Here is a 26298-nt window from a genome sequence, read left to right as displayed (position 1 = left end):
ATCAGCGTCCGCCGTACTGGTCGATCTTCTCGCTCAGCATCCAATAATCATCCGCCGTATGTCCCCTGAGCTGGTTGACGGGCTGCAACTGATAGTCCGTCCTGGCCACGGTGGCCGACGTATCGGCCGGATCGTCCCATGTCGGGTCGGTGTCCAGCCATTGGTTGTCGATCTTCACGCGATTCCACGCGTGTCGGCCGGCCGCGACATCACCGGTCACGGATAGGGTTTCCAGTCCGACTTCGCGTGCGATCGCGGTGAACGCATCGGCATACGAGGCGCACACGCCCTTGCCCTTGAGCAGGATGCCGCTGGTCCATGCGTACGGATATCGCTCGTAGGTCTCATAGGGGCTGGAGCCTGACTGCGCTTTGAGCTGCAGATGGCCGTTGTACGCGTCGTAATCATATTGGCCGTTCGCGGCGATCCAGTTCTCGATCTGCTGCGCCTTGGTCTTCTCGTCGTTGCCTGTGACGCTCGCGGCGGCCTCGGTGACACGCTGGTGCATGCGTTGCACGTCGTTGGCCCAGCCGTCCGGATACCACACGTAGAGCAGCTTTTTGCCGTCACGTGAAACCATATTGATTCGCACATCCTCGGACCCCGCAGTCACGTAGGGGTTCTGCTCGCTGACCTCCCGCATGACGTCGCGGATGATTGGCGCGGACGGCGACGCCAGGAACTCCGTTATGTCAATCACTTGGTGCCCGGCCAGTATGTTCTCGGCCAGATACCTGCTGAAATCGGTGCTGCCAAACGGGTGATAGGACTCGACGTCGTTCTTACCGATTGGCTTCGAATCGATGTCCTTTGAAGCCCACGGCTTCCAATCGGTGTCGGGGGCGAACGCCAGGGGGTCGGTCCAGCCGGTCGGTGGCGCGGTATTGGCGTAGCTGGCCATGCGCGTGTTGAAGAAATCCAGCAGACGCGACGCATCAGGCTGCTCGTTGCCCCAATTCGAGGCATAGATGAGCAGGTCGCCGGTAAGCATCGTGCCGGGCGTGGTGTACGGGATGTAGTATCCGTCGCGGTTCGCGGCCGCCGCCTTGGACGTGTCGAAGGTGCGATATCCCGTCTGCGTGTGGCCGTCTGCCATGGTGGTGAAGGAGAACGCCTTCGGGAACAGCTGATCGTAGGAAGGATCCACGTCGAACCCGTACTTTTGCATGCCCTCTAGGTCGGCGTTCAACTCGGCTTGGCCGGCCGCCTTGATTGGAACCTGGCCGAGTATCGAGTTGATGGACGTCGTTTGGGTGAGACCCTCCCTGCCCTTCTCATCGATGGCGGTGACCGCAAGCCATGCCGGGAAATTATCCGTCTTGACATCAAAGGTGGAGTCGTTGCCGTAACGGTCGGTGCAGTAGGTGCCTGAGTCGAGGGCACAGGTGAGTATGTCGTCTTCGTTCTGCCGGTTGATACCGGCGAGCTGGCCGTTCATAATCTGATACCCGCGTTCGAAACCAGCGTCGTCCTTGGTCGTGTCGCGGCATTCCTCGCCGGTTTTCTTGTCACCGCTTCCGTCCCCGATGCCGCAGAAGCCGGGGGAGTCAAACAGGTTCATTTCCGTGGAATCCACGGTGGTGATGGTCGTTCGCGTGATCGGCATATAGGGGACATCGTCGGTTCTGCCGTCGATGATCAGATCGACCCGGTACTGCTTGGCGCCCTCCACCGGATCCCAGCGGGCGCCGAACACACCGCGGCCATCAACGCTGGTGGTGATCGACGTCGTGGTCGGCAGCGTGCCCGCGTTGTCGTCGCGTACGGTGAATAGACGCACCTGCGGTTTGTCAAGTTTCTTGCCGTCGGCATCGACATAGTGCACGATGTAGTAGGCGGGGAATCCGGACCATCCGTAGTCGCCATTAGCGAGTTCGTGAGATCCTGATACGGCAACAAAGGCGTCGGCACCCTCCACCGAACCATTCCCTTGATCGTTGGGCGTTCTGCTGCTGAACATCTCCACAGGAAGCGTCAGATTTGGGTCCGCGAACACGCAAGCCACCAAGCAGCCGGTGTCGCCCAGTTCTTCGTCGGCATACTCAGACACGGTCTCAAGGGCCTTGTCGCTCAAACCGGCGTCCTTGGCAACCTGCTTGAGATCAACCGAAGAGTTGAACGGGATACGCCATTCGTATTCCGCGTCCACATCAATAACCGGATCCAAAAGCTCGTATTTCGATGTATCGAAGTAGTCGCCGTAGGCCTGTTCCTTAGTCATGGTGATCGGGGAATTGGCCTTTTTCCAGACAAAGAAACCTATGGTGCCACCGGTGACCACCAGCACAACCGCCACAATAGCGGCGATAATCGCAGCCAGCTTCTTCCCCTTGTTCCACGGCCTCTTCGGCTTGGCATGACTGGTGTGGTTAGCAAGGTTAGGTGCCATGCCGTACGTCGGTTGCGGCTGTCCAGGCTGCTGGGCATAAGGTGCTTGCTGTTGCGGTGCGTAACCATACGGTGGTTGGGCTGGTTGCGAAACATAGGCGGACTGCTGTGGCATATAACCAGATTGCGGAGTATAAGGTGCTTGCTGCTGTGGCCATTGTCTTGGGTAAGGCTGTTGCGCGGGTTGTGGCTGTTGTGCACCGGATCGGGGTTCGTTCGACGAATTTGGCGTGGCTTCGTTGCTTGTCATGAGTGTCCCTTCTCTGCGACGCGTGCGAACGCTTGCTGCTGGCCAGTTTACTGAAGCATGCGCCAATACCGGCGTATAGCAATGGCATGTGGTCATAATGGTGATTGCTGATGATGACCGTCAGCGCGGGTAAGGTCATATGGCATGACAGGTAGGTTCGCTCCCACGCCTTCGGGGCGTATGCACATTGGCAACATTTATGCGATGCTGGGCGCATGGTTGTCCGCCCGCGCGCAGGGCCAACGCATGCTGTTGCGCATCGAAGACATCGACACCCCGCGCGTGCTGCCCGACGCCGACCGGCTCATGATGGACGATCTGGTTTGGTTGGGGCTCGACTGGGATGGTGAGCCCGTTTACCAGTCTTCGCCCGATCGACAGGCACGGTACGTGGAGGCATTGGATTGCTTAGGCCGCGCGGGGGTGCTGTATCCCTGCTTCTGTTCGCGGGCGGATCTTCGCGCGGCATCGGCGCCCAACGAGGGTGACGGGTTCATGGTGTATCCCGGCACCTGCCGTCGCTTGATTAACGAACATCCGGACGAGGTTCAGGCGCGTCTGGATCGTGGGGATCGCCATTCGCTGCGCATTGTGATGCCTGGCGAGTGGGCCGAGCCGCCCAAAGTCGCCGCCGATGCTTTTGTGGGGTTCGCGGATAAGGTGTTCGGCCCGCAGCTGTTCAATCTGCCGCGCATGGTCGGCGATTCGGTGATTCGTCGCGCGGATGGACTGTTCGCCTACCAGCTGGTGGTTGTCGTCGACGATCTTGACATGGGCGTGGATGATATCGTGCGCGGGCGTGATTTGCTGCGTTCCACTGCGCTGCAGATGTGGATTCGCCGGTGCTTGCTGGATGCCGGATTCGTTCCTGAATGCGCGCGGCAAAGCAGCCAAGACGGTTCAAGCGGTCAAAATCGTGAAACACCACGTGAAACACTGCGTGGAACATCCTGTGAAACATCGCAAGAATCGTCGAGCGGTTCCAATAATCCCACTCATCCGAGCTATGCGCACCTGCCGCTGATTGACAACGCCGCCGGCCGACGCCTGGCCAAACGCGAGCGTTCGCTGGATATGGGAGCGCTGCGAGCCCGTGGCGTTCGCACGGAGCAGATTATCGGCTACTGCGCCTGGCTGCTGCGTTTGCAGCCGACCCCTGATCCCTGCCAAGCCACTGATTTGCTAGACAGCTTCAGTTGGGCGGCGTTGCGGGCCTCGCACGCCGATCGTGCTCTGGATCCATCGGATCCACTTACTCCGCAATGGTTAGTTGAATCCTTGTAAAAATTTCAGCTTCAGGGGGCGGGCAGGCGGTAGGCTGGGCGGTAGCCGCAACCAATCGGCATGAAAGGGTGCCGGCCACGAAAGGATGGAACCTATGTCTTCGTCGAAACTGTTCAGAAACGTGGTGATTGGCGGTGCTGTTGCTGCCGGAGCCGCCGCGTGGGCGCTTGCCCCGCGCTCCTTTAGCGACAAGCGTCGCAATTTTGTGCCTTCGATTCCGGACGTGTGGTATGCCCACCGCGGACTGCATGACGCCGGCTCGGGCCTGACTGCCCAATACGCCACCGAATCCGGTGACTATGTGGCGCTCGCCCGTCGCATGGCGGAAAAGGCAGGCTATGGTTCTGCGGATGCTCCCGGCCCCATCGCCCCCGAAAACTCCTTGGCCTCGTTCGCGGCCGCCTGCGAAGCCGGCTATGGCATCGAACTGGATCTGCAACTGACCCTTGACGGCAAAGTCGTCGTCGTGCATGACCCTGACCTGAAGCGTGTGGCCGGCGACCCGCGTCGCATCGAAGACCTCACCTACAGCGAGCTGACGCGTATTCCGCTGTATCCCACGGCCAAGCCGGGCGATGCCGTTGCCGCACCGCTTCCCGGTGCTGAGGATCGTCCGCCGCTGGTCACCACGCCGTCCGCCGCGCCGGAAGGCTACTATCAGCACGTGCCGCTGTTCTCCGACGTGCTTGCCGTGGTCGATGGTCGCGCGCCGCTGATTGTCGAATACAAGTTCGACGACAACGCCCACTGGGACGAGCGCTGCGAAGAACTGATGGAAAAGGGTGCCGCACTGCTGGCGGAATATGATGGCCCCTATGTGATCGAATCCTTCCACCCCGGTGCGGTGAACTGGTACAAGGCCCACCACCCTGAGGTGAACCGTGGGCAGCTGAGCTGGTCCACCACCGTCAAGGAGTCCGGCGTGGCCGAATGGGCCGCTGGCCTGCTGGCCTTTGACTGGCTGTCTCGCCCTGACTTCGTGGCTTACGATTGGCACGGTGGGGCGCTGCCGCAGGTCAAGCTTGCGCGCGCGATGGGTGCGACCACCGTGTCATGGACCGTGCGCAGCAGCGACGAGCTCGCCGAATGCGATGCATGGTTCGACCATCACATCTTCGAAGCCTTCGTCCCCGACGCCCACCAGTGAGCAGGTGGCGGTAGCTACTTGTGATAGGGCTCGTGCGCGTTGATTTTGTAGGAGCGGTAGATCTGCTCTAGCAGGATCACGCGCATGAGCTGATGTGGGAACGTCATTTTTGAGAAGCTGAGCTTCATATCCGCACGCTTCAGAATTGCATCGTCAAGACCAATCGAACCGCCGATGACCAGCTGAATATGGCTGACGCCTTGTATGCCCAGCTGGTTGATTTTCGCGGCAAATCCTTCGGATGACAGCATCTGCCCGTCAATGGCCAAGGCGATTACAAATGCACCAGACTTCAGGTGCTTGGCGATGCGCTCTCCTTCCTTGGCCTTGATCTGTCGCTCCACACCTTCGGAGGCGTGTTCGGGCGTCTTCTCGTCAGCCACCTCAATGATGTTGAGCTTGCAATAGCGCGACAGACGTTTGGAATATTCAGCAATGGCGTCGGCCAGATACCGTTCTTTGATCCGGCCGACGCACACAATATCAATCTGCATTGCTCTCCTTGGTGAAGACTGTTATTATAGCGAAACAAATTTGCGCGGAGTAGGTATTGTTGCTTCTCCCGTGGTTTTCAACACATCACTAAGGTAGAATAAGGCGTGCATAATCGTTTCTATCGGCCTTGTTGTGCTCAGTGTCGACGCATATATCGAAAGGTTCGTGACATGGATGTCTCGTTACGAAAGATGTGCTGCAAGTTAGTGATATTGGCTTTGATTATTGCTCCGTGCCTTGTTGTTCCTCGGTATGCTGCGTTAAATACTGTTCCGTCACAGTTCATGCGTGACAATTACAAGAACGCTATTATTCTTGGTTTTCGTCCTTCTCCTAACAAAAAGATTCATTTGGAACTCTGGAAATACTGTAAATCTGACTGTTACTTACAAGCTTATATTGCAGATATTGCATCCATCGATGAGCGTTCAATGGAGTATTCAAGGGCGGCCAGCAAATCAAGGTCTATATACTGGAATCATTTCTCTTCTGAGAAATTATGCAACGAAGCTATTGATCACATATTTTGGCTAGATGATAGTTCTATATCTTTTGCCGGCAAGCGAATAAATATCAATGGTGCCGGATACGACTATCGTTTCGCCTTGTAAAATTTACAATTTATATTGTGCCTGCGCGAGACTATGTTGTAATCTCACGCAGGCACAATAATAATCTTTATTTCTAGTCGATGACGCCGTAGAGGCGGTCGCCGGCGTCGCCGAGGCCGGGCACGATGTAGCACTTGTCGTCGAGCTTTTCGTCGACCGCGCACACCACGACCTTGAAGTCGATGGACGGATCGATATGCTCTTCGACGAACTTGATGCCTTCGGGGGCGGCGATGATGTTGATGGCGGTCACATCCTTGGCACCGCGCTCAGCCAGATAGTGCGTGGCTGCGACCAGCGTGCCACCGGTGGCAAGCATCGGGTCGATAAGGAAGCACTGGCGTCCGGTTAGATCATCAGGCAGACGGTTCGCGTACGTCACCTGCTGGGTGGGGTGCTCCTCGTCGCGCTTCATGCCAAGGAAGCCGACCTCGGCGGTGGGGATCAGACGGGTCATGCCGTCAAGCATGCCGAGGCCAGCGCGAAGCACCGGTACGATAAGCGGGCGCGGGGCGGCGAGCTTCTTGCCGAGCGTGGGGGCAACCGGCGTCTCAATCGGGGTGGACACCACGGAGAGATTGCGGGTGGCTTCGTAGGCCTCGAGCATCACCAGCTCGGAGACGAGCTCGCGGAAGGTGGAGGAGGGGGTGTTCTTGTCGCGCAGTACGGTGAGCTTATGCTCAACCAGCGGATGGTTCAAAACATGTAGTTCCATACTCATATGTCCAAGAGTAACGCGCTTCCACCGCCGTCGCGACCACGCCGCGCTCGGCACTTCGCAGATGCGGGCGGCTGCTGGTATCAGTGTCGTGAGCCATGTAATCATCTGGTGTGGTGTGAAGCCTAAATTTGGTGTTATTTCAACGGTTCCAAGCCTTCTGAAGCAAGGAAATGCATAAAACTCGCGCGACTTTTTTGCACGCATGCATATAAGTCACGCGACTTTTTGGTAATGAACACATAAAACGCACATGATTTTTTGCATGACTGATAGCACGAGCTGATACTGGAACGGCGGGTGAGAAGATTTCGGTGATGCCGTTGTGGATGGCGATGTTTTTATGAGAGGGAAAGCGCCGAACCGCGAAAGCGCCTGTCGGCGCAAGGGCCGCTCGCAGCGGCAAAAAATGGAGCCCGGGGCTTAAGCACGGTCCGACGCGGCTTCCCAGTATAAAGCATGCTTGGACGTCACACGCCAGTGGTTGTTTCTCGAGCCAGTACTACTCCAGCCGTCCGCGACGCCATAGGTTGGCACCATGGTGGAAGTCCTTGGCGGTGACCATGAGGTTGCTGGCGGTGTGCATCAGGCGCGCGGCCTTGGTGCGCAGGCGTTTCTCGTCGTTTGCGGCATCGCGCGGATCGCCCGCTGTGGCCGTGGAATCGGCAACGATTGCGGCGGCATGCTCGGTCATGTGTTTCGCTTCCACGCGCAATCCCAACGCCACCACATCCACAAACGATGCAGCACGTTCCAAGGCGACGGCGAAATCGCCGACGAACGCACCTGAAAGAATCGAATCCGCCAATCGGGCGATATCGTCTTCCGTAGGGGCCTGATCCACGCCCGCGATGGCCGAAGCAGTGGTCGCCACCGGCTCGCCGACGCGCCACAGACGCGCGATGGCATCACGATTCGCGCGCATCCACGTGCGCAGCATATACAAACGCCACAGAATGCCCGGCAGGGAATCAGCCTCGGCATCGCTCCACAGTTCGGCGATTTCATCGACACCAACCGTTTCGACCAACGTAAGCACCCTGCGTACAACCTCGGGATCCTCGCTGTGACGCACACGATCCAGCAGCGCTGCCGCCGATAGATGACTCATCTCGCTGATGGCCTGCGGGTCAAGGCCGCCGGCCAAACCATCGGCTACGGCGGGGGAGAGCTGTGCAGGTCGCGAGGGGCGTGCCGCACCCAATTGCGTGGGAGCGAACGATACGCCCGCGGCACGCAGCGAACCGAACCCTGGGCCCAGCCCTGAGCCATGTGCGGCGTGGGATGCGGCTGCAGCGGCCGAGGAGTTGGAGGAATCGGGGTAGGCGGGACGATTGGACAACGCGTATGCCTTTCGATGATTGATGGTGGAATATGCGAAAAAGCTGTCATAACACCATACAACGGTATGAGAACGGCGTTGCTGTAATGGCGTTATGACAGCTACAAGCTGAAAAACTGGGACTCGGATAATCCGGAAACTCAAATAATCCGGTAGCCAAAACCCTGCGAAGACAGCGAATCGGCAATTAGGTGAGTCGGCGACTAATACACCAGCGGCAGCACTTTCTGAATATCGACGATGCGCGGACCGGAGCGCATATTGGCAACAAACAGCGCCATCGCAGTGCCCGTCGGCATAAACGGCGTTTTGACGATCAGGCGTTTGGCCAGCGCGCGGGAATCGCACATCGGGCGCAACCGCTCGAACATACCACCGATAACCGGACGATGCATGCAGATCGCCGTGGCTTGACGCCTATCCAACGCAAATTCGATTTCGCTGAGCAGGCACGTCCAAGCGCCTTCCGGATCGGCCGCATAGGCGTCTTCGGTCAACGGATCCAAAGCAATCATGGGGTGTCCGGTCTGCCAAGATAGCATTTCCATGGTTTCCTGGCAGCGCATCCACGGTGAGGTGGCAAGTCTGACCGGGTTAAAGCACGAAAGCTCATAATTCAATGCGAACGCCGCGGCCGCTCCACGCGGGGTGATCGGGCGATTGGCATCGGTGCCGCGCCATACCTTGCGGCCCTCGGCCTTACCGTGACGCACGATCAACACAGGCGTGGCATCCAACGCGCCCTCCTGCACTCGATCCACGAATAGGGCGAGGATATCTTTGTCGGTGGAGTGGGTGAGTTTCTTGCGTGCCTTGGCGGGAGTCAGCCACACAATTTCGTTGATTTCGCCGACATCGGCCTTATGCACTGGGCCGAAGGCGTGCGTGCGTTTCATATTATCAACGTCACTGATTGGCGACGCCATCCAATACAGCACATGCTTAGCGTCCGAGGTTTTATCTTTGGTATGGCGTAGTTTGCTGCCCTCTTCGGCCTGCGGGTATTCAATTTCGCCGAGGAACGCTCCCAGCGCCACGGGTATGCCGGTTTCCTCGCCGATTTCGCGCACAGCGGCGTGACGATGCGATTCATTCGGATCAACCTTGCCTTTCGGCCAGCTCCAATCGTCATATTTCGGCCGGTGCACAATGCACAGTTCAATGTTGTTCAATACGTTGCTGCGTGTGGCAGCATCCGCAGCGGAATCGGCGGTGGCAAGAGCGTCGGCGTATGCCTGCCGATCATTCTCGGATTTCCAACGGTAGAGGATGCCGCCGGCTGCTTGAATGATTCTTCTCATCTTGTTCGTGCCCATTTCTTGATTGTAGGTCAAAACGTTTGACGCTACGTAGTTTTTGCGTATATACGACAGATGCCCGGCTCTCCGTGTGGAAAGTCGGGCATCGTGTGGAAAAGTGACGATGGGTTTAGTTGTGGGTGGAGGGGCGGCGCTGGTGCTTGCGGATCAGGAACTCCTGGCTGTCGACCAGCGGGCGGCCTTCGTCATCCATGGTGTGCAGCACGTAGCTGCCATCCGGCTGCATATGCCAGCTGAGCGTGGAATCAGCCATCTGCAGATCGATGTACTTGATCAGATCGTCGATCTGCTCCGGGGCGGTGATGCGCACCAGAGCCTCGACGCGACGGTCAAGGTTGCGGTGCATCAGATCGGCCGAACCGATGTAGACCTCCGGGCCGGAAGCCGGACCCTCGCCGATGGCCGGGCCGTCCGAATTGGCGAAGGCGTAGATACGCGAGTGCTCAAGGAAACGACCCAGCACCGAGCGCACACGAATGTTCTCCGACAAGCCGGGCACGCCGGGCTTCAGCGCGCAAATACCACGCTCGACAATGTCGATCTTCACGCCGGCCTGGCTGGCGCGATACAGCGCATCGATGGTCTTCTCGTCCACCACGGAGTTGACCTTGATCTTGATCCACGCCTCCTTGCCGGCGCGCGCGGCATCCTCCTCGCGGCGAATGCGCTGGATCAGGCCGGTGCGGATGGTGCGCGGAGCGACCAGCAGACGATGGAAGCTGGACTTCGGCGCGTAACCAGACAGCTGGTTGAACAGACGCGTCAGATCCTGGCCAACCACCGGATCGCAGGTCAGCAAACCAAGATCGGTATACAGACGCGCGGTCTTCGGGTTGTAGTTACCGGTGCCCACATGGCAGTAGCGCTTGAGACCATCGGCCTCCTGACGCACCACTTCAATGAGCTTGCAGTGGGTCTTGAGCCCCACGATGCCGTAGACCACGTGCACGCCGGCACGTTCGAGCTTACGAGCCCAGGCGATGTTGGCATCCTCATCGAACCTAGCCTTGATTTCCACCAGCGCCAGCACCTGCTTGCCAGCGTGCGCGGCATCGATCAGAGCATCGATAATCGGCGAATTGGAGCTGGTGCGATACAGGGTCTGCTTGATGGCGAGCACCTTCGGATCCGCGGCGGCCTGCGCAAGGAAGGCCTGCACGGAGGTGGAGAAGGAGTCGTAGGGGTGGTGCAGCAGGATATCGCGCTCGCGGATGGCGGCGAAAATATCCTGAGCCCTGGAGGATTCGACCTCGGCGATCTGACGGTTCGTGGTCGGCACGAACGGGCGATTCTTCAGATCCGGGCGATCCACGGCACCAAGCTCGAACAGGACGGTCATATCCAGCGGGCTGGGCAGACGGTACACCTCGTCAGCGTTCACGCCGAGCTGGTCGGCGAGCAGCTGGGAGAGGAACGGGCTGGTGGTGTCGGTGATCTCCAGACGGATCGGCGGTCCGAAGCGGCGACGCAGCAGTTCCTTCTCCATGGCGTTGAGGAGGTTCTCAGCGTCGTCCTCTTCCACGTCGATATCTTCGTTACGGGTCACGCGGAAGGAGTGGGCTTCCTTGATGATCATGCCCGGGAACAGGGATTCCAGATGGGCGGCGATCAGCTTCTCCATGGTGATGAAGCCGTAGCGTTCATCCTTGGGCTTCTCGTCGGTCATATCGTCCACCGGCACCAGACGCGGCAGGTTACCCGGGATCTTCACACGGGCGAAGTGCGATTTGCCGGAGGTGGGGTTCTCCACGATGACGGCGAGGTTGATGGAGCCGCCGGAGATGTAGGGGAACGGGTGAGCCGGATCCACGGCCAGCGGAGTGAGGACCGGGAAGACCTGCTGACGGTAGTAGCGCGACAGGCGTTCCTGCTCCTCGGTGGTGAGCTTGTCCCAGCTCAGCAGGACGATATGCTCCTTTTCGAGCGCCGGCAGAATCACCTGAGTGGCGTAATGGGCGTGCTCGTCCTGCAGGCGGTGAGCCGTTTCGCTGATAGCGCGCAGCTGTTGGCGCGGGCTCATGCCGGCCGGTGAGGGCACGGCGATGCCGGAGTCGATGCGGCGCTTCAGGCCGGCGACGCGCACGGAGAAGAACTCGTCAAGATTCGATGCGAAAATCGCGGCGAAATTGGCGCGTTCCAGCAGCGGGATGTCTTCACGTTCGGCGCATTCGAGCACACGCTGGTTGAACTTGAGCCAGCTGAGCTCGCGGTCGAAGAAGCGATCCTGGGGCAGCGGCGCTTCGCCTTCTTTGTCGAGGCGCCGGTCGTTTTTGTCGGTTTCGGCTATATGCTCCGCGATTTGGCTTCGCAGAATAGCCTTCGAGGGTGCGTCAAATATCTGTGCCATATAGCCATCCTAGGCTTGGGCGTGGTCCTGAAGCGCCGCGGCGCGCGAGAATTCAACGGCCGTTCACTTGTTTGCGTGTCGTGCATGCGACACGCCGCTGCGAAGGGCTGAAAGTCACAAAAGCGAACATCAATCGCGTTCGATGTGAACGGCATCGATCGTTTGATGAGATTTGCTGTGCCCTAGCGAACAGTTGCGATAAAAACCGCACAATAGCCTGTGCCAGCTTGCAGGATGGAGGATGCGCGAATAGATTATGAACTACAAGAACAACTGAACAGAGCAGAGCCCACAAAGAGTGTATGGCCAAGAGGCTATTACGTTGAACGGGCATTGGAAAGACTTACCGTTGCAACGATGTTGTTGTGTAGAGATTCTGCTTTGTGTGTTGAACTTGTCGAAAGGCCCGCTCCGGCGGGCCTTTTCGTTTGTCTGGGCATATTTCTGAGCTGGGGGGCTATGGGTTATAGGAACCAAACGGGCTTGGCCTGTCGGTTTGTGCAGTTCGACTGTTGGTTTGCACGGTTGGCCTGCGAAGTTATCACGTACCTACGTAACAATTCCGCAGGCCAACTGTGCAATCCTGCAGGTCAACCGTGCAAACCGACAGGCCAATCGTGCAACCTGGCAGTTGAACCGTGAAGGTTGCGCTGGCTGCGGAGCGGTACGGTATGGTACGTATGGGCCGGTACGCACGGGACAATGCGTATGGACTCGCATGGACTACAGTGGAGACATGACGGAAACACAGCGTGCGCCCGAGGGCATGTCGTCCAAGCCCCGTATCAAGCCGGCCAATGCGCAGGACGATCGGCCGGTCTCCATATCCGCGCGTCTGGGCCGCCTGCAGTTCCACCATTCCGGCAAGTTTCGTGTGCTGCAGCTGGCCGATATTCAGGACGGTCCCAAGGTGTCCAAGGATACGATTCGCCTGATCGAGGCGAGTCTGGACGCCACGCGCCCGGATCTGGTGATTTTTACCGGCAATCAGATCGCCGGATACGATACGGCGTTTGAGGGCTCATTCCGCAAACGTCGCTGGAGTGAGGAACCGGTGCGTGCCTCCGCCGTGGAGCGTACCCGCGAACTGGTGCGCAAAGCGATCGGCCAGTTCACCGCTCCCATGGCCGAGCGCGGCATCCCTTGGGCAGTGACCTACGGCAATCACGACTTCCAATGCGGGCTTGACAACAGCGCGTTGGATGCGCTGTACCGCGAGTTCCCAGGGTGTGTGAATCCTTCCAGAGAGGGGAAGAGAACGTCTTCCGTCGGCAGCCCATTGCCGGAACAGACCGTATATACATGCGCGACGCCTGAGCCGGGCACGTTTGCACTGCCGGTACACAATGAAGACGGCACGCGCAATGTATTGGGATTGGCTCTCATCGATTCCGGCGACTATGCGCACGGTGGCGGATTTGGTACGCCTTCGGCTGGAGCATTGGATTTGCTGCGTCGCTTGCCGCGCTTGATCGGTGCGAAAACGATGGTATTCCAGCACATGCCGTTGCCTGAGTACTACCAGGTGCTTAAGCCCGTGGAAGCCAAAACGGCTTTCGCAATGCAGGGCTACCGTGCACACGCCGAAACATATTACGTATTGGATGATGCGAAGACGCAGCCGGGCGGTTATCTGGGCGAGGGCATCTCGTGCCCCGATCAGTCCGAGGAGTTTGCCATCTTGCGCGACGCTCGTATTGGTGGGGATCGTCAAGTTGACGGCGATTCCTCTGTTGGTGAGAATCTTGGCGGGGACCGTCATATCAACTGCGATTCCGACGCTGAAAAAGTTGAAGCAAAGGTGCCGGATGGGATTGAAGCTAAGGGCAGCGCATACATCGGTGTTGTGGCTGGGCATGATCATCGCAATGGTTTTGTGGGCGAATATGAGGGATTGTTGCTGATTGCCACGCCGACCTGCGGATTCAATACCTATGGCCCGGCGCCGGCCAAGAGGGCCGCGCGACTGATTGAATTCGACATCCGTCACCCCTATGAGCCGCGCACGCAGTTGTTGGAATTCGGTGAGCTGGTCGGCAAACCCAGTTCCAAGAAGGCCTATACCTATGCGGTGAATCAGGCCACGCCCGGCGAAGGTGAGGGCGACGACCTGCTGCGCAAACCGTCGCTGTGGAGCCGAATCAAAGCGTTACTGCGTGGCCGGTAAATCTACAAACTAGCCCTTCTGCATGGTTAGTCGTGCAGAAGGGCTAATGATGTCAGTAGTTATCTGGCAGTTATATGGTGACGGAATTCAAACGGTTCTGACGATTAGATGATTAACGAACGGCTTTGATCAGAGCGTCGGTCAGATATTTGCCGGCGGCCATCACCAGCGGAGCGTAACGGCGGCCGGGGGTGGAACCCATGCGACCGGTCGGGCCGGAGATGGAAATCGCGGCAATCACTTGGCCGGAAGCGTTACGAATCGGTGCGGAAATGGAGCATACGCCGTCTTCGCGCTCGTTGATTGACTCGGCCCACCCGCGCTTGCGTACGGCGGCAAGTTTGGTGGCGGTGAACTTCGCGCGACGCAGCCCCTGGTGCAGGCGCTCGGAATCCTCCCAAGCCAACAAGATCTGCGCGGCGGAACCGGCTTCCATCGATAGCATGGCACCCACCGGAATCGAATCGCGCAGACCGGAGGCGCGCTCCACGGCGGCGATGCACACACGCTGGTCGCCCTGGCGACGATAGATCTGTGCGGATTCGCCAGTGCGATCGAGCAGGGTTTGCAGAATCGGACCTGCGGCGGTCAGCAAGCGATCTTCACCAGCGGCGGCGGCCAATTCGGCGAAACGTGAGCCGAGCACGAAACGACCGTGCTGATCGCGCAGCACGAAACGGTGCCGTTCCAGCGCGATGGCCAGTCGGTGTGCAGTCGGTCGGGCGAGCCCTGTGGCGGCCACGAGTTGCCCGAGGGTGGACGGGCCGGATTCGAGGGCGTCAAGAATCTTCACTGTTTTATCAAGCACGCCGACGCCGGAATGAATCTCTCCGTCATCTTTCGGTGCGCTGGTGGTATCGGTATCCGGCTCCATGGCTTCTATGGAGGTGGTATCGGTCAGGCTGTCGTCGATCGGCTCTTCGGCCGTGGCGTTCTGGGCAATGGAAGCAGTCATAATATACAGGATTATGCCATCTCACATAGTGAAATGCCAAATCGGTGAAGTGTCTCAAGTGGTGAACGTCGCTGTGGGAGTGCGTCGAGTGAGCATCGTGACGGTGCATCCGTGTGTATCTCAGTATCCGGCCGGTGGAAGGCCACCCCGGAAGCGAACACATAGGCTGTTACCACGAACAAGGCGCGAACACAATACTTCGCGCGAAAAAATTGGAGGAAAACACTATGGGAACGACACTGGCCGAAAAGGTCTGGGCCGATCATCTGGTGCGCAAGGGCAGCGACGGCGCTCCCGATCTGCTCTACATCGACCTGATGCTGATGCATGAGGTCACCAGCCCGCAGGCTTTCGAAGGCCTGCGCTTGGCGGGGCGCAAACCGCGCCATGTGGATCAGCTCATCGCCACCGAGGATCACAACACACCCACCGTTAACATCGACCGTCCCAACCCGGACGAAACCAGCGCCCTGCAGCTGACCACGCTGGAAAAGAACTGCAAGGAATTCGGTGTGCGTCTGCATGCCCTCGGCGATGCCGATCAGGGCATTGTGCACGCGTTCGCGCCGATTCTGGGCCTCACCCAGCCGGGTATGACCATCGTGTGCGGCGATTCGCACACCTCCACCCATGGTGCGTTCGGCGCGTTGGCGTTTGGCATTGGCACCTCCGAGGTCGAGCATGTGATGGCCACTCAGACGCTGAGCCTCAAGCCTTTCAAGACCATGGCGATTAACGTCGAGGGCAAGCTTGCCCCCGGCGCCACGGCCAAGGACATCATTTTGGCGATTATCGCCAAGATTGGTACCGGCGGCGGCCAGGGCTACGTGATCGAATACCGCGGCGAAGCGATTCGCGACCTGTCGATGGACGCGCGCATGACCATCTGCAACATGTCCATTGAAGCAGGTGCCCGCGCCGGCATGATCGCCCCCGATGAGACCACCTTCGAATACCTTAAGGGCCGTCCGCATGCGCCGGAAGGCGAGATGTGGGACAAGGCCGTCGCCTACTGGAAGACGCTGAAAACCGATGACGACGCCGTGTTTGACAAGGAAATCACGCTGAACGCCGCCGATCTGCAGCCGTATGTGACGTGGGGCACCAACCCCGGCCAGGGTCTGCCGATCACTGCGAACGTGCCGGATCCCGCCTCCATCGCCGACGCCACCAAGCGTGCCGCCGCTGAACGCGCCATTGCATATATGGGCCTGAAGCCTGGCATGGCCATCAAGGACATCGCCGTGGACACCGTGTTCATCGGCTCGTGCACCAACGGTCGTATCGAGGATCTGCGTGCCGCCGCCGCAATTATGAAGGGCCACCACAAGGCCGAGTCGATTCACCGTGTGCTCGTGGTGCCAGCCTCCTCCCGCGTGCGTCTGCAGGCGGAAGAAGAGGGCTTGGATCGTATCTTCAAGGACTTCGGTGCGGAATGGCGCAACGCCGGCTGCTCGATGTGCTTGGGCATGAACCCCGACAAGCTGGTGCCGAACGAGCGCTCGATCTCCACGTCGAACCGCAACTTTGAGGGACGTCAGGGCAAGGGTTCGCGCACGCACCTTGCCTCCCCGCAGGTTGCCGCCGCCACCGCCATCCGCGGCACGATTTCCTCGCCGGCTGATTTGTAAAGGATTGTGCATTATGGAAAAACTCACTCAGATCACCGGTGTGGGTGTGCCGCTGCGCCGCTCCAACGTTGATACCGATCAGATTATTCCCGCGGTCTTTTTGAAGCGTGTGACCAAGTCCGGCTTCGACGATGCCCTGTTCTATGCGTGGCGTCGTGACCCGAACTTCGTGCTCAACCAGCCCGAATACGCCGGCAAGGGCCAGATTCTGGTGGCCGGCCCCGAATTCGGCATCGGCTCCTCCCGTGAGCATGCCGTGTGGGCGCTGCACGACTATGGTTTCCGCGTGGTCATCGCGCCGAGCTTCGCCGACATTTTCTACGGCAACACCGCCAAAAACGGCGTGCTGGCCGCAATTATGCCGCAGGAAAGCGTCGAGCTGCTGTGGAAGCTGCTGGAAGAAGAACCCGGCCGTGAGATGACCGTGGATCTCGAAGCCCGCACCGCCACCTGCGGCGACGTGACCCTGCCGTTCGAAGTGGGCGACTATGTGCGTTGGCGTTTGATGAACGGCTACGACGATATCGACCTGACGCTTCAGCACGAGGATGATATCGCCGCCTACGAGGCGATGCGCGCCGAGAAGTTCCCCTTCAAGCCCAAGACCATCCCCGCCAAGCACTGGGCCGAGCAGACCATTGCCTCCGCCCGTGAACCCGAGGATGAAACGTGGGCTGGCCCGCTGGCCGATCGTGGCATCATCTGACCTGACCCCTATTCTGCGATGGTTTCGTGGTGACTCTAAGGCCAGCTCTGAGACAGTTCCAAGAACTGTGACGCGCAGAGTCGGCCTTGCGTATGAATCCACCATGATTCCATCTTGAATCTCAAGCGGCACTGGAATGTCCGGTGCCGCTTTGTCGTAGCTCAGCGGTTCGTCCCAATATTGTTTCGAAAAGTGAGAGGTCAGTGTGTAAGTATGCCATGACTTTCGCTTTCCATGATGTTGGCAAGGGTTCTCTTGGGATAGTTTTTGGCGATAAGTGTGAGTGTGATTCGCTCCAACTCGCTGAGGTCTGAGAAGCATTCGCTGAAGCGTTCGAGTTCATAGGAATTCAGCGAGGGGATATCCACTGTAGTCAGTAAATCCAGTAGCTTCAGGATTTTGACGTTGCTGTTGGTAATCGGGATGCGTGGTTTTTTCAGGATGATGTCACGGTAGCCACCAAATGGCTTGATGTGGCGCAGAGCATTGGTTTCTTTGTTGGTGGTGATTTCTAAAACCGCGGGAACCTGATTGCTTACGTGAGTTTCGTTTTGCAGCGATAATCCGCTGCGGAACCCATAAATGGTATTGCCGTCCGTCAGATATTTTTTGCTAATTACTTTTTCGGCGTTGAGCGGTATCTCCCCGGTGAGCTCGGGGTATCTGCTGTCTTCGTACCTTCGAGGCAGATAATATACTCCGCGATCAAACTGTGCTAAGGCTCCGCTGGCAGTGTTTTTCTTGATGTTTGCAAAAACTGTGCTGCGTGGATCTTCTGGGAAGCAGTCCAGTACTTCCTTAGTAAAAATCGGGGTATCAGCACCGAACTGACGCTCCAATGTGCTGATGAAGTCTTGCATCGGTAGCATCCTCTCTAAGTTGGACTATTTTATAATAAAAACTATAAAATAGTCTAACTTATGGTTGTTGTCTGCGCAAAACAGCGAAGCGCGAGTGTTTATCGCGACCATAGAGTGTGCAGCGTCGGAATGTCCGGTGCCGCTTTGCTTTATGGTTGAATCATGAGTGATTTCGAGCCGTTTTATGACGTGAACCGCACCTATGAAGACAACTACGAACGTGGGCCGTTTGGCGAGTTCGCCGAGGCCTTGAAATCTGACACAACGCAAGGAAGCGTGCCTCATGCCGACGAAAACTTCATGGGCGTCCCTGTGAACCTTGCTTTTGGCATTCCTGCCGGGCCGCTACTTAACGAACGATTCACCACGGCGGCCTTCCGCATGGGCTTTGATCTGGCCACCTACAAAACCGTGCGCTCGCGTGCGTGGGGCTGCAATCCGTTCCCCAACGTGCTTGCCGTGCACCCTCGGTCCGCGGACGGCTCGCTGACCCCTGGTAGCGCCGAACTTGATGAAGGTGTGCTGGCGGATACCAATTACGAGCAGCCCATCTCCATCTCCAACTCCTTCGGTGTGCCCTCGCAAAGCCCGGATGCGTGGCAGCCGGATATGCAAGCGGCCATCAAGGCTGCCGGCGAAGGCCAGTTGCTGGTGCCCAGCTTCCAAGGATCGCGAGATCCAGGTGCCACTGAAGAGGCCTATATCGCCGACCATGTGACCACGGCTCGACTGGTCAAGGAAACCGGCGCGCAGGTGATGGTGATGAACACCAGTTGCCCGAACGAAGGCCACAATCGGTTGCTGTGCCATAATCCGCTGCTGGTGGGGCGCATTACCGAGGCCATCAAACGGGAAATCGGCGATACGCCGCTGATGATCAAGCTCGCCTATATCCCCGATGACGGGGCGTTGGAGACGATGGTGCGTGCCACTGCTGGACTTGGTTCGGTGCAGGGCTTCAGCACGATCAATACCATTTCGGCGCGTTTGGTTGATGCGAACGGCGAGCAGGCACTGCCCGGTGCTGGGCGCGAACGCTCCGGCGTGTGCGGCAATGCGATTCGTGGAGCTGGCTTGAACATGGTTCGCCGTCTGGCAGCGATTCGCGAACGACTTGGTCTTGATTTCGCCATCAATGGTGTGGGCGGCGTGGTCTCGCCTGAGGATTATGCGGCTTATAGGTCCGCTGGTGCCGACTCGGTAATGAGCGCCACCGGCGCAATGTGGAACGCCAATCTCGCCCGAGACATCAAAGCCGCGCGCTGACACACACCTAAGCATGGTTTAACGTCATGCTGAGCGAAGCGTAGCAGAGTTGAAGCATCTCAGTGAAGTGCTGAGATGCTTCGACTCCGGCCTTCGGCTTCCATTCAGGATGACGTATGTGGTTTAGGAAAGTTCCATCGGCGCAGGTTCCAAGAATTGTGCTTGTGGGGAATGTCTCACATTTGAGGCGTGTTTCCTCCCTCTTGTGGGTTACACTTGCAACTGAAAGTTTTGGTTGATTGGTGAAACAGAGAGAAAGGGGGAGTAGTGGAAACGCTGATTCGGGATAGGGATTTGACCATTTTGGTGGATGAGAAGACGCAAGCAAACGTCGTCGAAGTGGTCAATGGCGTGCAGGATATGAGGTCAGACTTGACGCTTGAAGCCAATGGTCATCGCGTCGAGTTGCCGAAAGATGTTTCAAGGATTGTGCTTAGTGTTCTTGAGAATCTCGCTCAGGGGTCTCGTGTTGTCCTCTCCACAACCCCTCAGGAATTACGCACGACTGCCGCTGCGGAAATGCTTGGTATCTCCCGGCCTACGTTGCTCAAGCTTGTCAGGGAAGGGAAGATTGCATCCCATAAAGTTGGCTCGCATCACCGTTTTGCCTTGAATGACATTATGGAATACAAAACCCAGCAACAGCGAGCTAAACGAGAGGCTTTCTTGCATATGCGTAAGCAGCTGGATGATCTTGGCGTGGAGTAGCGGTACCATATCCTTCTAGAGTGCTACTAGAGGGGGCGAAGTCATGCGGGTTTTTGTTGATGCAAATATTCTATATATGAAAACAATACGCGACTGGCTTTTTGCTTTCTCCACATGTAAAGATATTAAAGCGTTTGATCTTTTTTCCAGCAATGATGTGCTGGTTGAGGCGATGTATCACATTCGCCGTAGCAATCCGACCATCTCTGGAAAGAAGATTAACGCTATTTTGGAACAGATGGCGGAAATCGTCGAACTGGTTGATGACTTCGATTGTGAAGCTGCACTGCCAGCTTACAAAGGTTCGGACGAGAACGACCTTCACTTGCACGCTGCGGCTTGCGACAGTCATTCCGATGTGCTGCTGACCAATGACCGAAAGTTGTATAAGCGCCTCAGCGACGAGGAGCTAGATGAGTTGCCTTATTCGGTTTACACTGCCGACGATTTCTTTTGTCTGTTAGCTGAAAGTCCGGTGTTGCTGGATCAGGCCGTAAGTTGTGAATTGGACTATTGGAGCCATCGTTGCGAGGATGGTGTGGATTTGCGAGGGCCTTTAGTGAAAGCGGAATGCCCGAATTTTGCGTATTTGGTGGAGCGTGCTTTGAAGCGCAAGAGCGGTCTTTCGCCTATTAACATTGATGAGCTTCTTCCTTTGGACGAAAGATATTCGGCAGCACTTCGTGTCAATTCGCGGAACGATCTTGCCGTGATAACGGACGATTTCTGCTAATGAGCGGCGAAAGTTGTTGCGCTGCGGGAGCATTTCACGGCTCACGCACATGGCTTATGGCAAACTAGTGTGCAGACAATATCAGTGTATGACATTAGAAGAGGTAGTGGTGGCTGAGGATTCCGAAGACGTGCTGCATGTGGTCGGCGGCAAGCCGCTGAACGGTACGATCAAGGTGCGTGGCGCGAAGAATTTCGTGAGCAAGGCCATGGTGGCCGCATTGCTGGCGCCGGGCAAGTCGGTGCTGCGCAATGTGCCGGAAATTCGCGATGTGCATGTGGTCTCCGACCTGCTGCGCTTGCACGGCGTGGATGTTGAGGTTGACGGTGCCAACGGTGTGGTCGCCATCGACGCCACCCATGTGCAGCTGGCCGATGTGGCCGACGTGGATACGCTTTCCGGCTCGTCGCGTATTCCGATCCTGTTCTCCGGCCCGCTGCTGCACCGTTTGGGTGAGGCGTTCATCCCCGCGCTCGGCGGCTGCAACATCGGTGGCCGTCCGATCGACTTCCACCTGGAAACCCTGCGCAAGCTTGGCGCCACGGTGGATAAGGAACATAAGGACGGCATTCATATCACCGCGCCCAACGGCCTGACCGGTGCGAAGATCCATCTGCCGTACCCCTCCGTGGGTGCCACCGAGCAGACGTTGCTCGCTGCGGTGCTGGCCAAGGGCAAGACCGAGCTGTCCGGTGCGGCGACCGAGCCGGAAATCATGGATTTGGTGGCCGTGCTGCAGAAGATGGGTGCGATCATCTCCGTGGATGTGGATCGCACCTTCCGTATCGAAGGTGTCAAGGAGCTCAAGGGCTACACGCATACCGCGCTTACCGACCGCATCGAAGCCGCCTCCTGGGCGTCGGCAGCGCTGGCCACGCACGGCGACATTTTCGTCAAGGGCGCGACCCAGCCCGAAATGATGACGTTCCTCAACGTGTTCCGCAAAATCGGCGGCGAATTCGACATCACCGACCGGGGCATTCGCTTCTGGCATCCGGGCGGCGATCTGAAGCCCGTGGCCATCGAAACGGACGTGCACCCCGGTTTCATGACCGACTGGCAGCAGCCGCTGGTCGTGGCCCTGACCCAGGCCAACGGCCTGAGCATCGTGCATGAAACCGTGTACGAGAACCGTTTCGGCTTCACCAAGCCATTGGTGCAGATGGGCGCAACCGTGCAGCTGTACCGCGAATGCCTGGGTTCATTGCCGTGCCGTTTCCAGCAGCGCAACTACAAGCATTCCGCAGTGATCTTCGGCCCCACACCGCTGACCGGCCAGGATATCGACGTGCCGGACCTTCGCGGCGGATTCAGCCACCTGATCGCCGCACTGACGGCCAAGGGCCCGTCGAACGTGCACGGCATCAGCCTGATCGACCGCGGCTACGCCGACTTCCGCGGCAAGCTCACCGCCCTCGGCGCACAAATCGACTGAATGAGCTGAATTGACCGGCTGTCTCATTAGGACGTCTCCACTGCGGAGACGTCCTAATCTTTTCGCCGAAAGTCCCAAGCACGTGAGTGCCATAGGAAACTATGGTGTTGAGAATTGACGAAGCCGAATTGCAAGCAAAGCTTTTCGAGCATAAGGAGCTCATCGGCTTGGGGCCGGTGAGCAACGGCATTGTCAACATCGTCGCAGGTATTTTTTACATTCCCACGGCATTAACGTCCTTCTTAGACTTCTGGCCGAGGACATTATTCACGTTAGTGGGTCTGTTCTTTCTTATCTTTGGTATCGTAACTACGATATATGCCGCTACAAGACGGTATGACGCTAAACAGCTTTATGAGGACATTACAGCCATGGATCGAACTGAGCGTAGAAGCTCCATTATCGCATTAAAGAACACAGGTGAGGAGTTTCCCAATCGTTTTCTTGTCTATCTTGACAGGGGATGGAATTGTGTCTTTTTCCCCAACCATAAAACTATCGAGCCCGCTTCAGAAAATGCGCGACAGCTACGACAGTATTTGTCTAGTGAATTTGGTGTGCCGGAAGAGGATATAGATCTGGAATATGTGCGTAATGATGAATCCAAAAAGGCATCGACTGAGCATGGTGGAGAAATTCGTTATTACATATACAGTCTGTACAAGGCAACAGTGAAGCACATTCCTGCATCTTGGCAAGCCGATCAGTTTCAGGTTGGTGCCAAAGAATGTCGGTGGATGAGTCTTGACGATATGCTTGCCGATCCCCATATCAATCAAATCAACCACGATGTTATTGCATTGGTGAGGGATTACGCCAGCTGACTGTCGAAGGTGATCTGAATAGTCGAGTTACGGGCCGCTACCTTTGGGTAGTGGCCTTTGGCGTGAACACAATGGTGTTAGGTGCCTTGACCATACCGACTGACGGTATGTATACTTGATTTGGTCTTAGATAAAATTGGATCTGACATCTGGAAGGACGGTCTGGCATGACACGCAACGCGCATCCCGAAGTGACGCGCCGGCGCATTCTGGACGCGGCACAGAACCTGTTCGCCGAGCGGGGGGTATGAGCGCACGTCCATCCAGAACATCGTCGACGAACTCGGCGATCTCTCCAAAGGTGCGATCTACCATCATTTCGCTTCGAAAGAGGCAATTCTCGAAGCGCTGACCGAGCGCGACAATGACGCGCATTACGCTGCAGTACGTGCGGTTATGGATGATCAGCAGCTTGACGCCCTGCATAAGATACGTGTGATTCTGCGTTATTCCTTAACCGACGCTGGCCATGCGAAGGTGACGCGCGCCGTGGAGCCGTCGCTGGATGATCCAATGACCTTTAGTGCGAATATGCGATTCTGGCGTGAGCAGCTGCCGCAGATGTGGCTGCAGCTCATCGACGAGGGGGCGGCCGATGGCTCGATTGTTACGCAGTATCCGCGCGAAGCGTCCCAGTTGCTGGCGCTGCTGCTCAATTACTGGCTGCTCCCGCATTTCTATCCTGCGTCGAAGGCCGAGTGTCGCCATCGTGTGCAATGCCTGGCCACAATGATGGAGGCGATTGGCGTGCCGTTGTTCGACGACGAGCTCGTGGAACTGATGGTGAATAGTGCGATTGTCGCGTGCGAGTCGGATAAGTAGCGCTCGCAGGAGTCGGTGCGTCAATGGCAAGTGCAAGTGGCAATAATCAGCAGTAAGCAGTAAGTAAGCAAGTAACAAACAGCTTATGTCTCGATTGTTATTGAGACGAAAGAAAACATACTGTCGGTCGGTATTAAAGAGAAAGGCCGTGCTATGAACCAAATAATCCCAAGCAAGTTAGGGGATACAAAGCGCAACCCATTGCGCTCGCGTGATTTCGTGCTGCTGGTAGCGGGGCAAGGTATTTCGCTGTTCGGCAATATGATGCTGCGCTTCGCTATGTCGATGTGGGTGTTGGATGCAACCGGTTCGGCCACCGTATTCGCCACAATTCTTGCGATATCCATCGTGCCAACAATTGTGCTTAGCCCGTTCGGTGGCGTGCTGGCCGATCGCATGAATCGGCGCACCATCATGGTGGCGCTTGACGCGGCTTCCGGAACATTGGTGCTGATCTGCGCGTTAGTATTCGTTGGTTTGGGATTCAATATCGCAGCCATTGCGATGATGCAGGTACTGCTTGCTGTGCTCGGTGCCTTCGAAACGCCGACTGTGCAGGCCGCACTGCCGCAACTGATTGGGCGCAGCGACGCCGAAACACTGCGCAAAGGCATGGCCGTTATCAACCAGGTGCAACAGTTGAGCTCGCTGCTGCCGAGCTTCCTCGGCGGTGTACTGTATGCGATGTGCGGCATCCACCTGATGATGGGCATCACCGTTACATGCTTTGCGTTGGCCGCCGTACTTGAATGCTTTATTCGCTTGGATGCACCCGAACGTGCGACCGATGCTGAAGGCAATCTGCCCACGCCTATTGAAGATCTCAAGGCCGGCCTCAGATTTCTGACACACGAACGTCCGCAAGTATTCCAACTGCTGTTGTTTGCCGCAGCACTGAACTTTATCATCATTGGATTCTCCGGTGTGGGCTTTCCCTACACCATTCGTACTGTACTGGGTTTCAACGCCACGGTGTACGGAGTCGCGGATGGCCTGGTCGGCGTCTTCGGCGTAATTGGCGCATTTGCCGCAGGTCTGTTTTCCGCCAAGCTCACGATGCGGCGGTTTCCGTTGACTATGTGGGCATTCGTGCTGATGATGGTGCCGCAGGGACTGGTATTTCTGCTGCCGTCCGGCGTTTTCGACTCATGGAGCGGCGTGAAATCTTGGGAGCCATGGTGCAAACTGGTGATTCTAGTGGCGTTCACCTGCGGCACGATTGTGGCCAGCAGCTTCGCCAATCTCATCGCCATACCCACCATCCAGCTGAGCACGCCCGAAGCTATGACCGGCAAGGTGATGTCGATGGTCGCCGCGTTAAGCATGTGCGCGCAGCCGCTCGGCCAGCTGCTGTATGGCTGGGCCTACGACCGATTCTCCGTAGCCGCAGTGCTGCTCGCATCCGCCGCAGGCCTAGCCGTGCTCGGCGTGCTGATCGTGCCGCTGTCCAAGCGCTTCGACGCATTGGAAAGGTGATCATAAAAACCGACAAAACATATCGAAGAACTCATGTGCCGAACAGCATCCTGCGTTGCAAACTGCGTAAGTATGCGGGCGCCAATGCAGCCAATGTGATGGACGACGCTGATTGCCTATTAAAGTCATGCTCTGAGCGTATTGGAACCATGAGTGTGCGCTAGTCTAGTTTCAACGGCAGCAGGCAGCGAGACCGGAATAAAGCGAGCATATGGGGGGGTGACGGTATGGGTTTGGATGATGTTGTAGTCCATAGCCGTGTTATGAGGCGACATCCTGAAGTGTCGGAAGCTGATGTTTTGGCTGCATGGCGAAACCGTGTTAGCTGGTCGTATCGTCCTGGTACTGACCCACTTCGGTATCTTGCTGTTGGTTATGATGGTACTGACAGACTACTGGAGATGTGTGCTGTGTGGGACGACAATCATTGGATTATCTTTCATGCGATGCCAGCGACTACCAAGTTCTTGCGCGAAGTGACTGAATGATGGAGGTGCATTATGTCTATTAGCGATGAACAGTTTGAACAGTGGGGTGAAGCTGCGGAGCGTGGCGAGTATGGCGGGGACAAAGGCCCCGTGATGCATGGCCCCATTTTCCCGGTGGACAGGGTATATTCCGATTCCATTTCTGTCGGAGTTTCTGCAGATATGCTGATGTTGCTTGACGCGAGGGCCAAGCAACTTGGGGTAAAGCGTGACGATGTTGTGCGTCATGCCATTGTCCGGGAACTTGCCGCAGCCTAAGTCGAAGAATCTGTATATGGGGATGGGGTTGAGATTCTTCGACTCTGCTGCTCTTCGCTCAGAATGAC

Annotated in this window: 22 protein-coding genes; 14 read left to right on the top strand and 8 right to left on the bottom strand. The window is 57.3% G+C overall.

Going from position 1 to position 26298, the window contains the following annotated elements; all coding sequences use genetic code 11:
- Position 1: 1 nt before the first annotated feature.
- On the bottom strand, positions 2-2389 hold the full coding sequence (locus G1C95_RS11410) for a transglutaminase domain-containing protein (protein ID WP_169173074.1): 2388 nt from the start codon (positions 2387-2389) through the stop codon (positions 2-4).
- A 393-nt stretch (positions 2390-2782) separates the two neighbouring features.
- On the opposite strand from G1C95_RS11410, the gene G1C95_RS11405 reads away from it, so the two are divergent.
- Together G1C95_RS11405 and G1C95_RS11400 are read left to right on the top strand one after the other, a co-directional pair.
- On the top strand, positions 2783-3922 hold the full coding sequence (locus tag G1C95_RS11405) for a glutamyl-Q tRNA(Asp) synthetase (protein ID WP_169173073.1): 1140 nt from the start codon (positions 2783-2785) through the stop codon (positions 3920-3922).
- 94 nt (positions 3923-4016) lie between these two features.
- A complete protein-coding gene (locus G1C95_RS11400; protein ID WP_169173072.1) occupies positions 4017-5069 on the top strand; it encodes a glycerophosphodiester phosphodiesterase family protein in 1053 nt (350 codons plus the stop codon).
- Positions 5070-5083: 14 nt separating this feature from the next.
- Here G1C95_RS11400 and rlmH read toward each other — a convergent pair whose 3' ends face one another.
- The gene (rlmH, locus tag G1C95_RS11395; protein WP_169173071.1) at positions 5084-5563 is read right to left on the bottom strand and encodes a 23S rRNA (pseudouridine(1915)-N(3))-methyltransferase RlmH; all 480 of its coding nucleotides are present in this window, start codon (positions 5561-5563) and stop codon (positions 5084-5086) included.
- 171 nt (positions 5564-5734) lie between these two features.
- On the opposite strand from rlmH, the gene G1C95_RS11390 reads away from it, so the two are divergent.
- A complete protein-coding gene (locus G1C95_RS11390) occupies positions 5735-6175 on the top strand; it encodes a hypothetical protein (RefSeq protein WP_169173070.1) in 441 nt (146 codons plus the stop codon).
- A gap of 73 nt (positions 6176-6248) precedes the next feature.
- Here G1C95_RS11390 and upp read toward each other — a convergent pair whose 3' ends face one another.
- The 4 genes from upp to G1C95_RS11370 all read right to left on the bottom strand — a co-directional run bounded on the left by upp (position 6249) and on the right by G1C95_RS11370 (position 11901).
- Positions 6249-6890: a uracil phosphoribosyltransferase gene (gene upp / locus G1C95_RS11385; protein WP_169173069.1), complete on the bottom strand. Its 642-nt coding sequence runs from the start codon at positions 6888-6890 to the stop codon at positions 6249-6251.
- A gap of 505 nt (positions 6891-7395) precedes the next feature.
- Complete coding sequence (locus G1C95_RS11380; protein WP_205832828.1) at positions 7396-8235, bottom strand: hypothetical protein; 840 nt, start codon at positions 8233-8235, stop codon at positions 7396-7398.
- Between the two features lie 203 nt (positions 8236-8438).
- On the bottom strand, positions 8439-9536 hold the full coding sequence (locus tag G1C95_RS11375; protein WP_169173068.1) for an NUDIX hydrolase: 1098 nt from the start codon (positions 9534-9536) through the stop codon (positions 8439-8441).
- Between the two features lie 127 nt (positions 9537-9663).
- Complete coding sequence (locus G1C95_RS11370; protein WP_169173067.1) at positions 9664-11901, bottom strand: RNA degradosome polyphosphate kinase; 2238 nt, start codon at positions 11899-11901, stop codon at positions 9664-9666.
- Positions 11902-12667: 766 nt separating this feature from the next.
- Between G1C95_RS11370 and G1C95_RS11365 the strand changes: the two genes are divergently transcribed.
- Positions 12668-14068: a metallophosphoesterase gene (locus G1C95_RS11365; RefSeq protein ID WP_417852280.1), complete on the top strand. Its 1401-nt coding sequence runs from the start codon at positions 12668-12670 to the stop codon at positions 14066-14068.
- Positions 14069-14180: 112 nt separating this feature from the next.
- On the opposite strand, the gene G1C95_RS11360 is transcribed toward G1C95_RS11365, so the two are convergent.
- Positions 14181-15023 carry an IclR family transcriptional regulator gene (locus G1C95_RS11360; RefSeq protein ID WP_169173065.1) on the bottom strand — a complete coding sequence of 281 codons (843 nt, stop codon included), beginning with the start codon at positions 15021-15023 and terminating at the stop codon, positions 14181-14183.
- Between the two features lie 227 nt (positions 15024-15250).
- Here G1C95_RS11360 and leuC point away from each other — a divergent pair, with 227 nt between their 5' ends.
- A complete protein-coding gene (gene leuC / locus G1C95_RS11355) occupies positions 15251-16654 on the top strand; it encodes a 3-isopropylmalate dehydratase large subunit (protein WP_169173064.1) in 1404 nt (467 codons plus the stop codon).
- 13 nt (positions 16655-16667) lie between these two features.
- A complete protein-coding gene (gene leuD / locus G1C95_RS11350) occupies positions 16668-17360 on the top strand; it encodes a 3-isopropylmalate dehydratase small subunit (RefSeq protein WP_169173063.1) in 693 nt (230 codons plus the stop codon).
- Positions 17361-17560: 200 nt separating this feature from the next.
- Here the strand turns inward: leuD and G1C95_RS11345 are convergent, their stop codons facing one another.
- Positions 17561-18220 (bottom strand): hypothetical protein, encoded by a 660-nt coding sequence (locus G1C95_RS11345; RefSeq protein WP_169173062.1) that lies wholly within the window; start codon positions 18218-18220, stop codon positions 17561-17563.
- A gap of 162 nt (positions 18221-18382) precedes the next feature.
- Here G1C95_RS11345 and G1C95_RS11340 point away from each other — a divergent pair, with 162 nt between their 5' ends.
- From G1C95_RS11340 to G1C95_RS11305, 8 genes are all read left to right on the top strand, one after another.
- Positions 18383-19486, top strand: coding sequence for a beta/alpha barrel domain-containing protein (locus tag G1C95_RS11340; RefSeq protein ID WP_169173061.1), 1104 nt, complete (start codon positions 18383-18385; stop codon positions 19484-19486).
- Between the two features lie 267 nt (positions 19487-19753).
- Positions 19754-20194 carry a helix-turn-helix domain-containing protein gene (locus G1C95_RS11335; protein WP_169173060.1) on the top strand — a complete coding sequence of 147 codons (441 nt, stop codon included), beginning with the start codon at positions 19754-19756 and terminating at the stop codon, positions 20192-20194.
- Between the two features lie 43 nt (positions 20195-20237).
- The gene (locus tag G1C95_RS11330) at positions 20238-20927 is read left to right on the top strand and encodes a PIN domain-containing protein (protein ID WP_169173059.1); all 690 of its coding nucleotides are present in this window, start codon (positions 20238-20240) and stop codon (positions 20925-20927) included.
- A 109-nt stretch (positions 20928-21036) separates the two neighbouring features.
- Positions 21037-22362 (top strand): UDP-N-acetylglucosamine 1-carboxyvinyltransferase, encoded by a 1326-nt coding sequence (gene murA / locus G1C95_RS11325; protein WP_169173105.1) that lies wholly within the window; start codon positions 21037-21039, stop codon positions 22360-22362.
- 101 nt (positions 22363-22463) lie between these two features.
- Positions 22464-23186 carry an NUDIX hydrolase gene (locus G1C95_RS11320; RefSeq protein WP_240947546.1) on the top strand — a complete coding sequence of 241 codons (723 nt, stop codon included), beginning with the start codon at positions 22464-22466 and terminating at the stop codon, positions 23184-23186.
- Between the two features lie 396 nt (positions 23187-23582).
- The gene (locus G1C95_RS11315; RefSeq protein ID WP_240947545.1) at positions 23583-24008 is read left to right on the top strand and encodes a hypothetical protein; all 426 of its coding nucleotides are present in this window, start codon (positions 23583-23585) and stop codon (positions 24006-24008) included.
- A gap of 153 nt (positions 24009-24161) precedes the next feature.
- Positions 24162-25484, top strand: coding sequence for an MFS transporter (locus G1C95_RS11310; protein WP_169173058.1), 1323 nt, complete (start codon positions 24162-24164; stop codon positions 25482-25484).
- A 500-nt stretch (positions 25485-25984) separates the two neighbouring features.
- The gene (locus G1C95_RS11305; protein WP_169173057.1) at positions 25985-26230 is read left to right on the top strand and encodes a hypothetical protein; all 246 of its coding nucleotides are present in this window, start codon (positions 25985-25987) and stop codon (positions 26228-26230) included.
- The last annotated feature ends 68 nt before the right edge of the window (positions 26231-26298 follow it).

The organism is Bifidobacterium oedipodis (genome assembly GCF_012932425.1).
Taxonomy (GTDB): Bacteria; Actinomycetota; Actinomycetes; order Actinomycetales; family Bifidobacteriaceae; genus Bifidobacterium; species Bifidobacterium oedipodis.
This window is presented reverse-complemented; position numbering and strand designations above follow the sequence as displayed.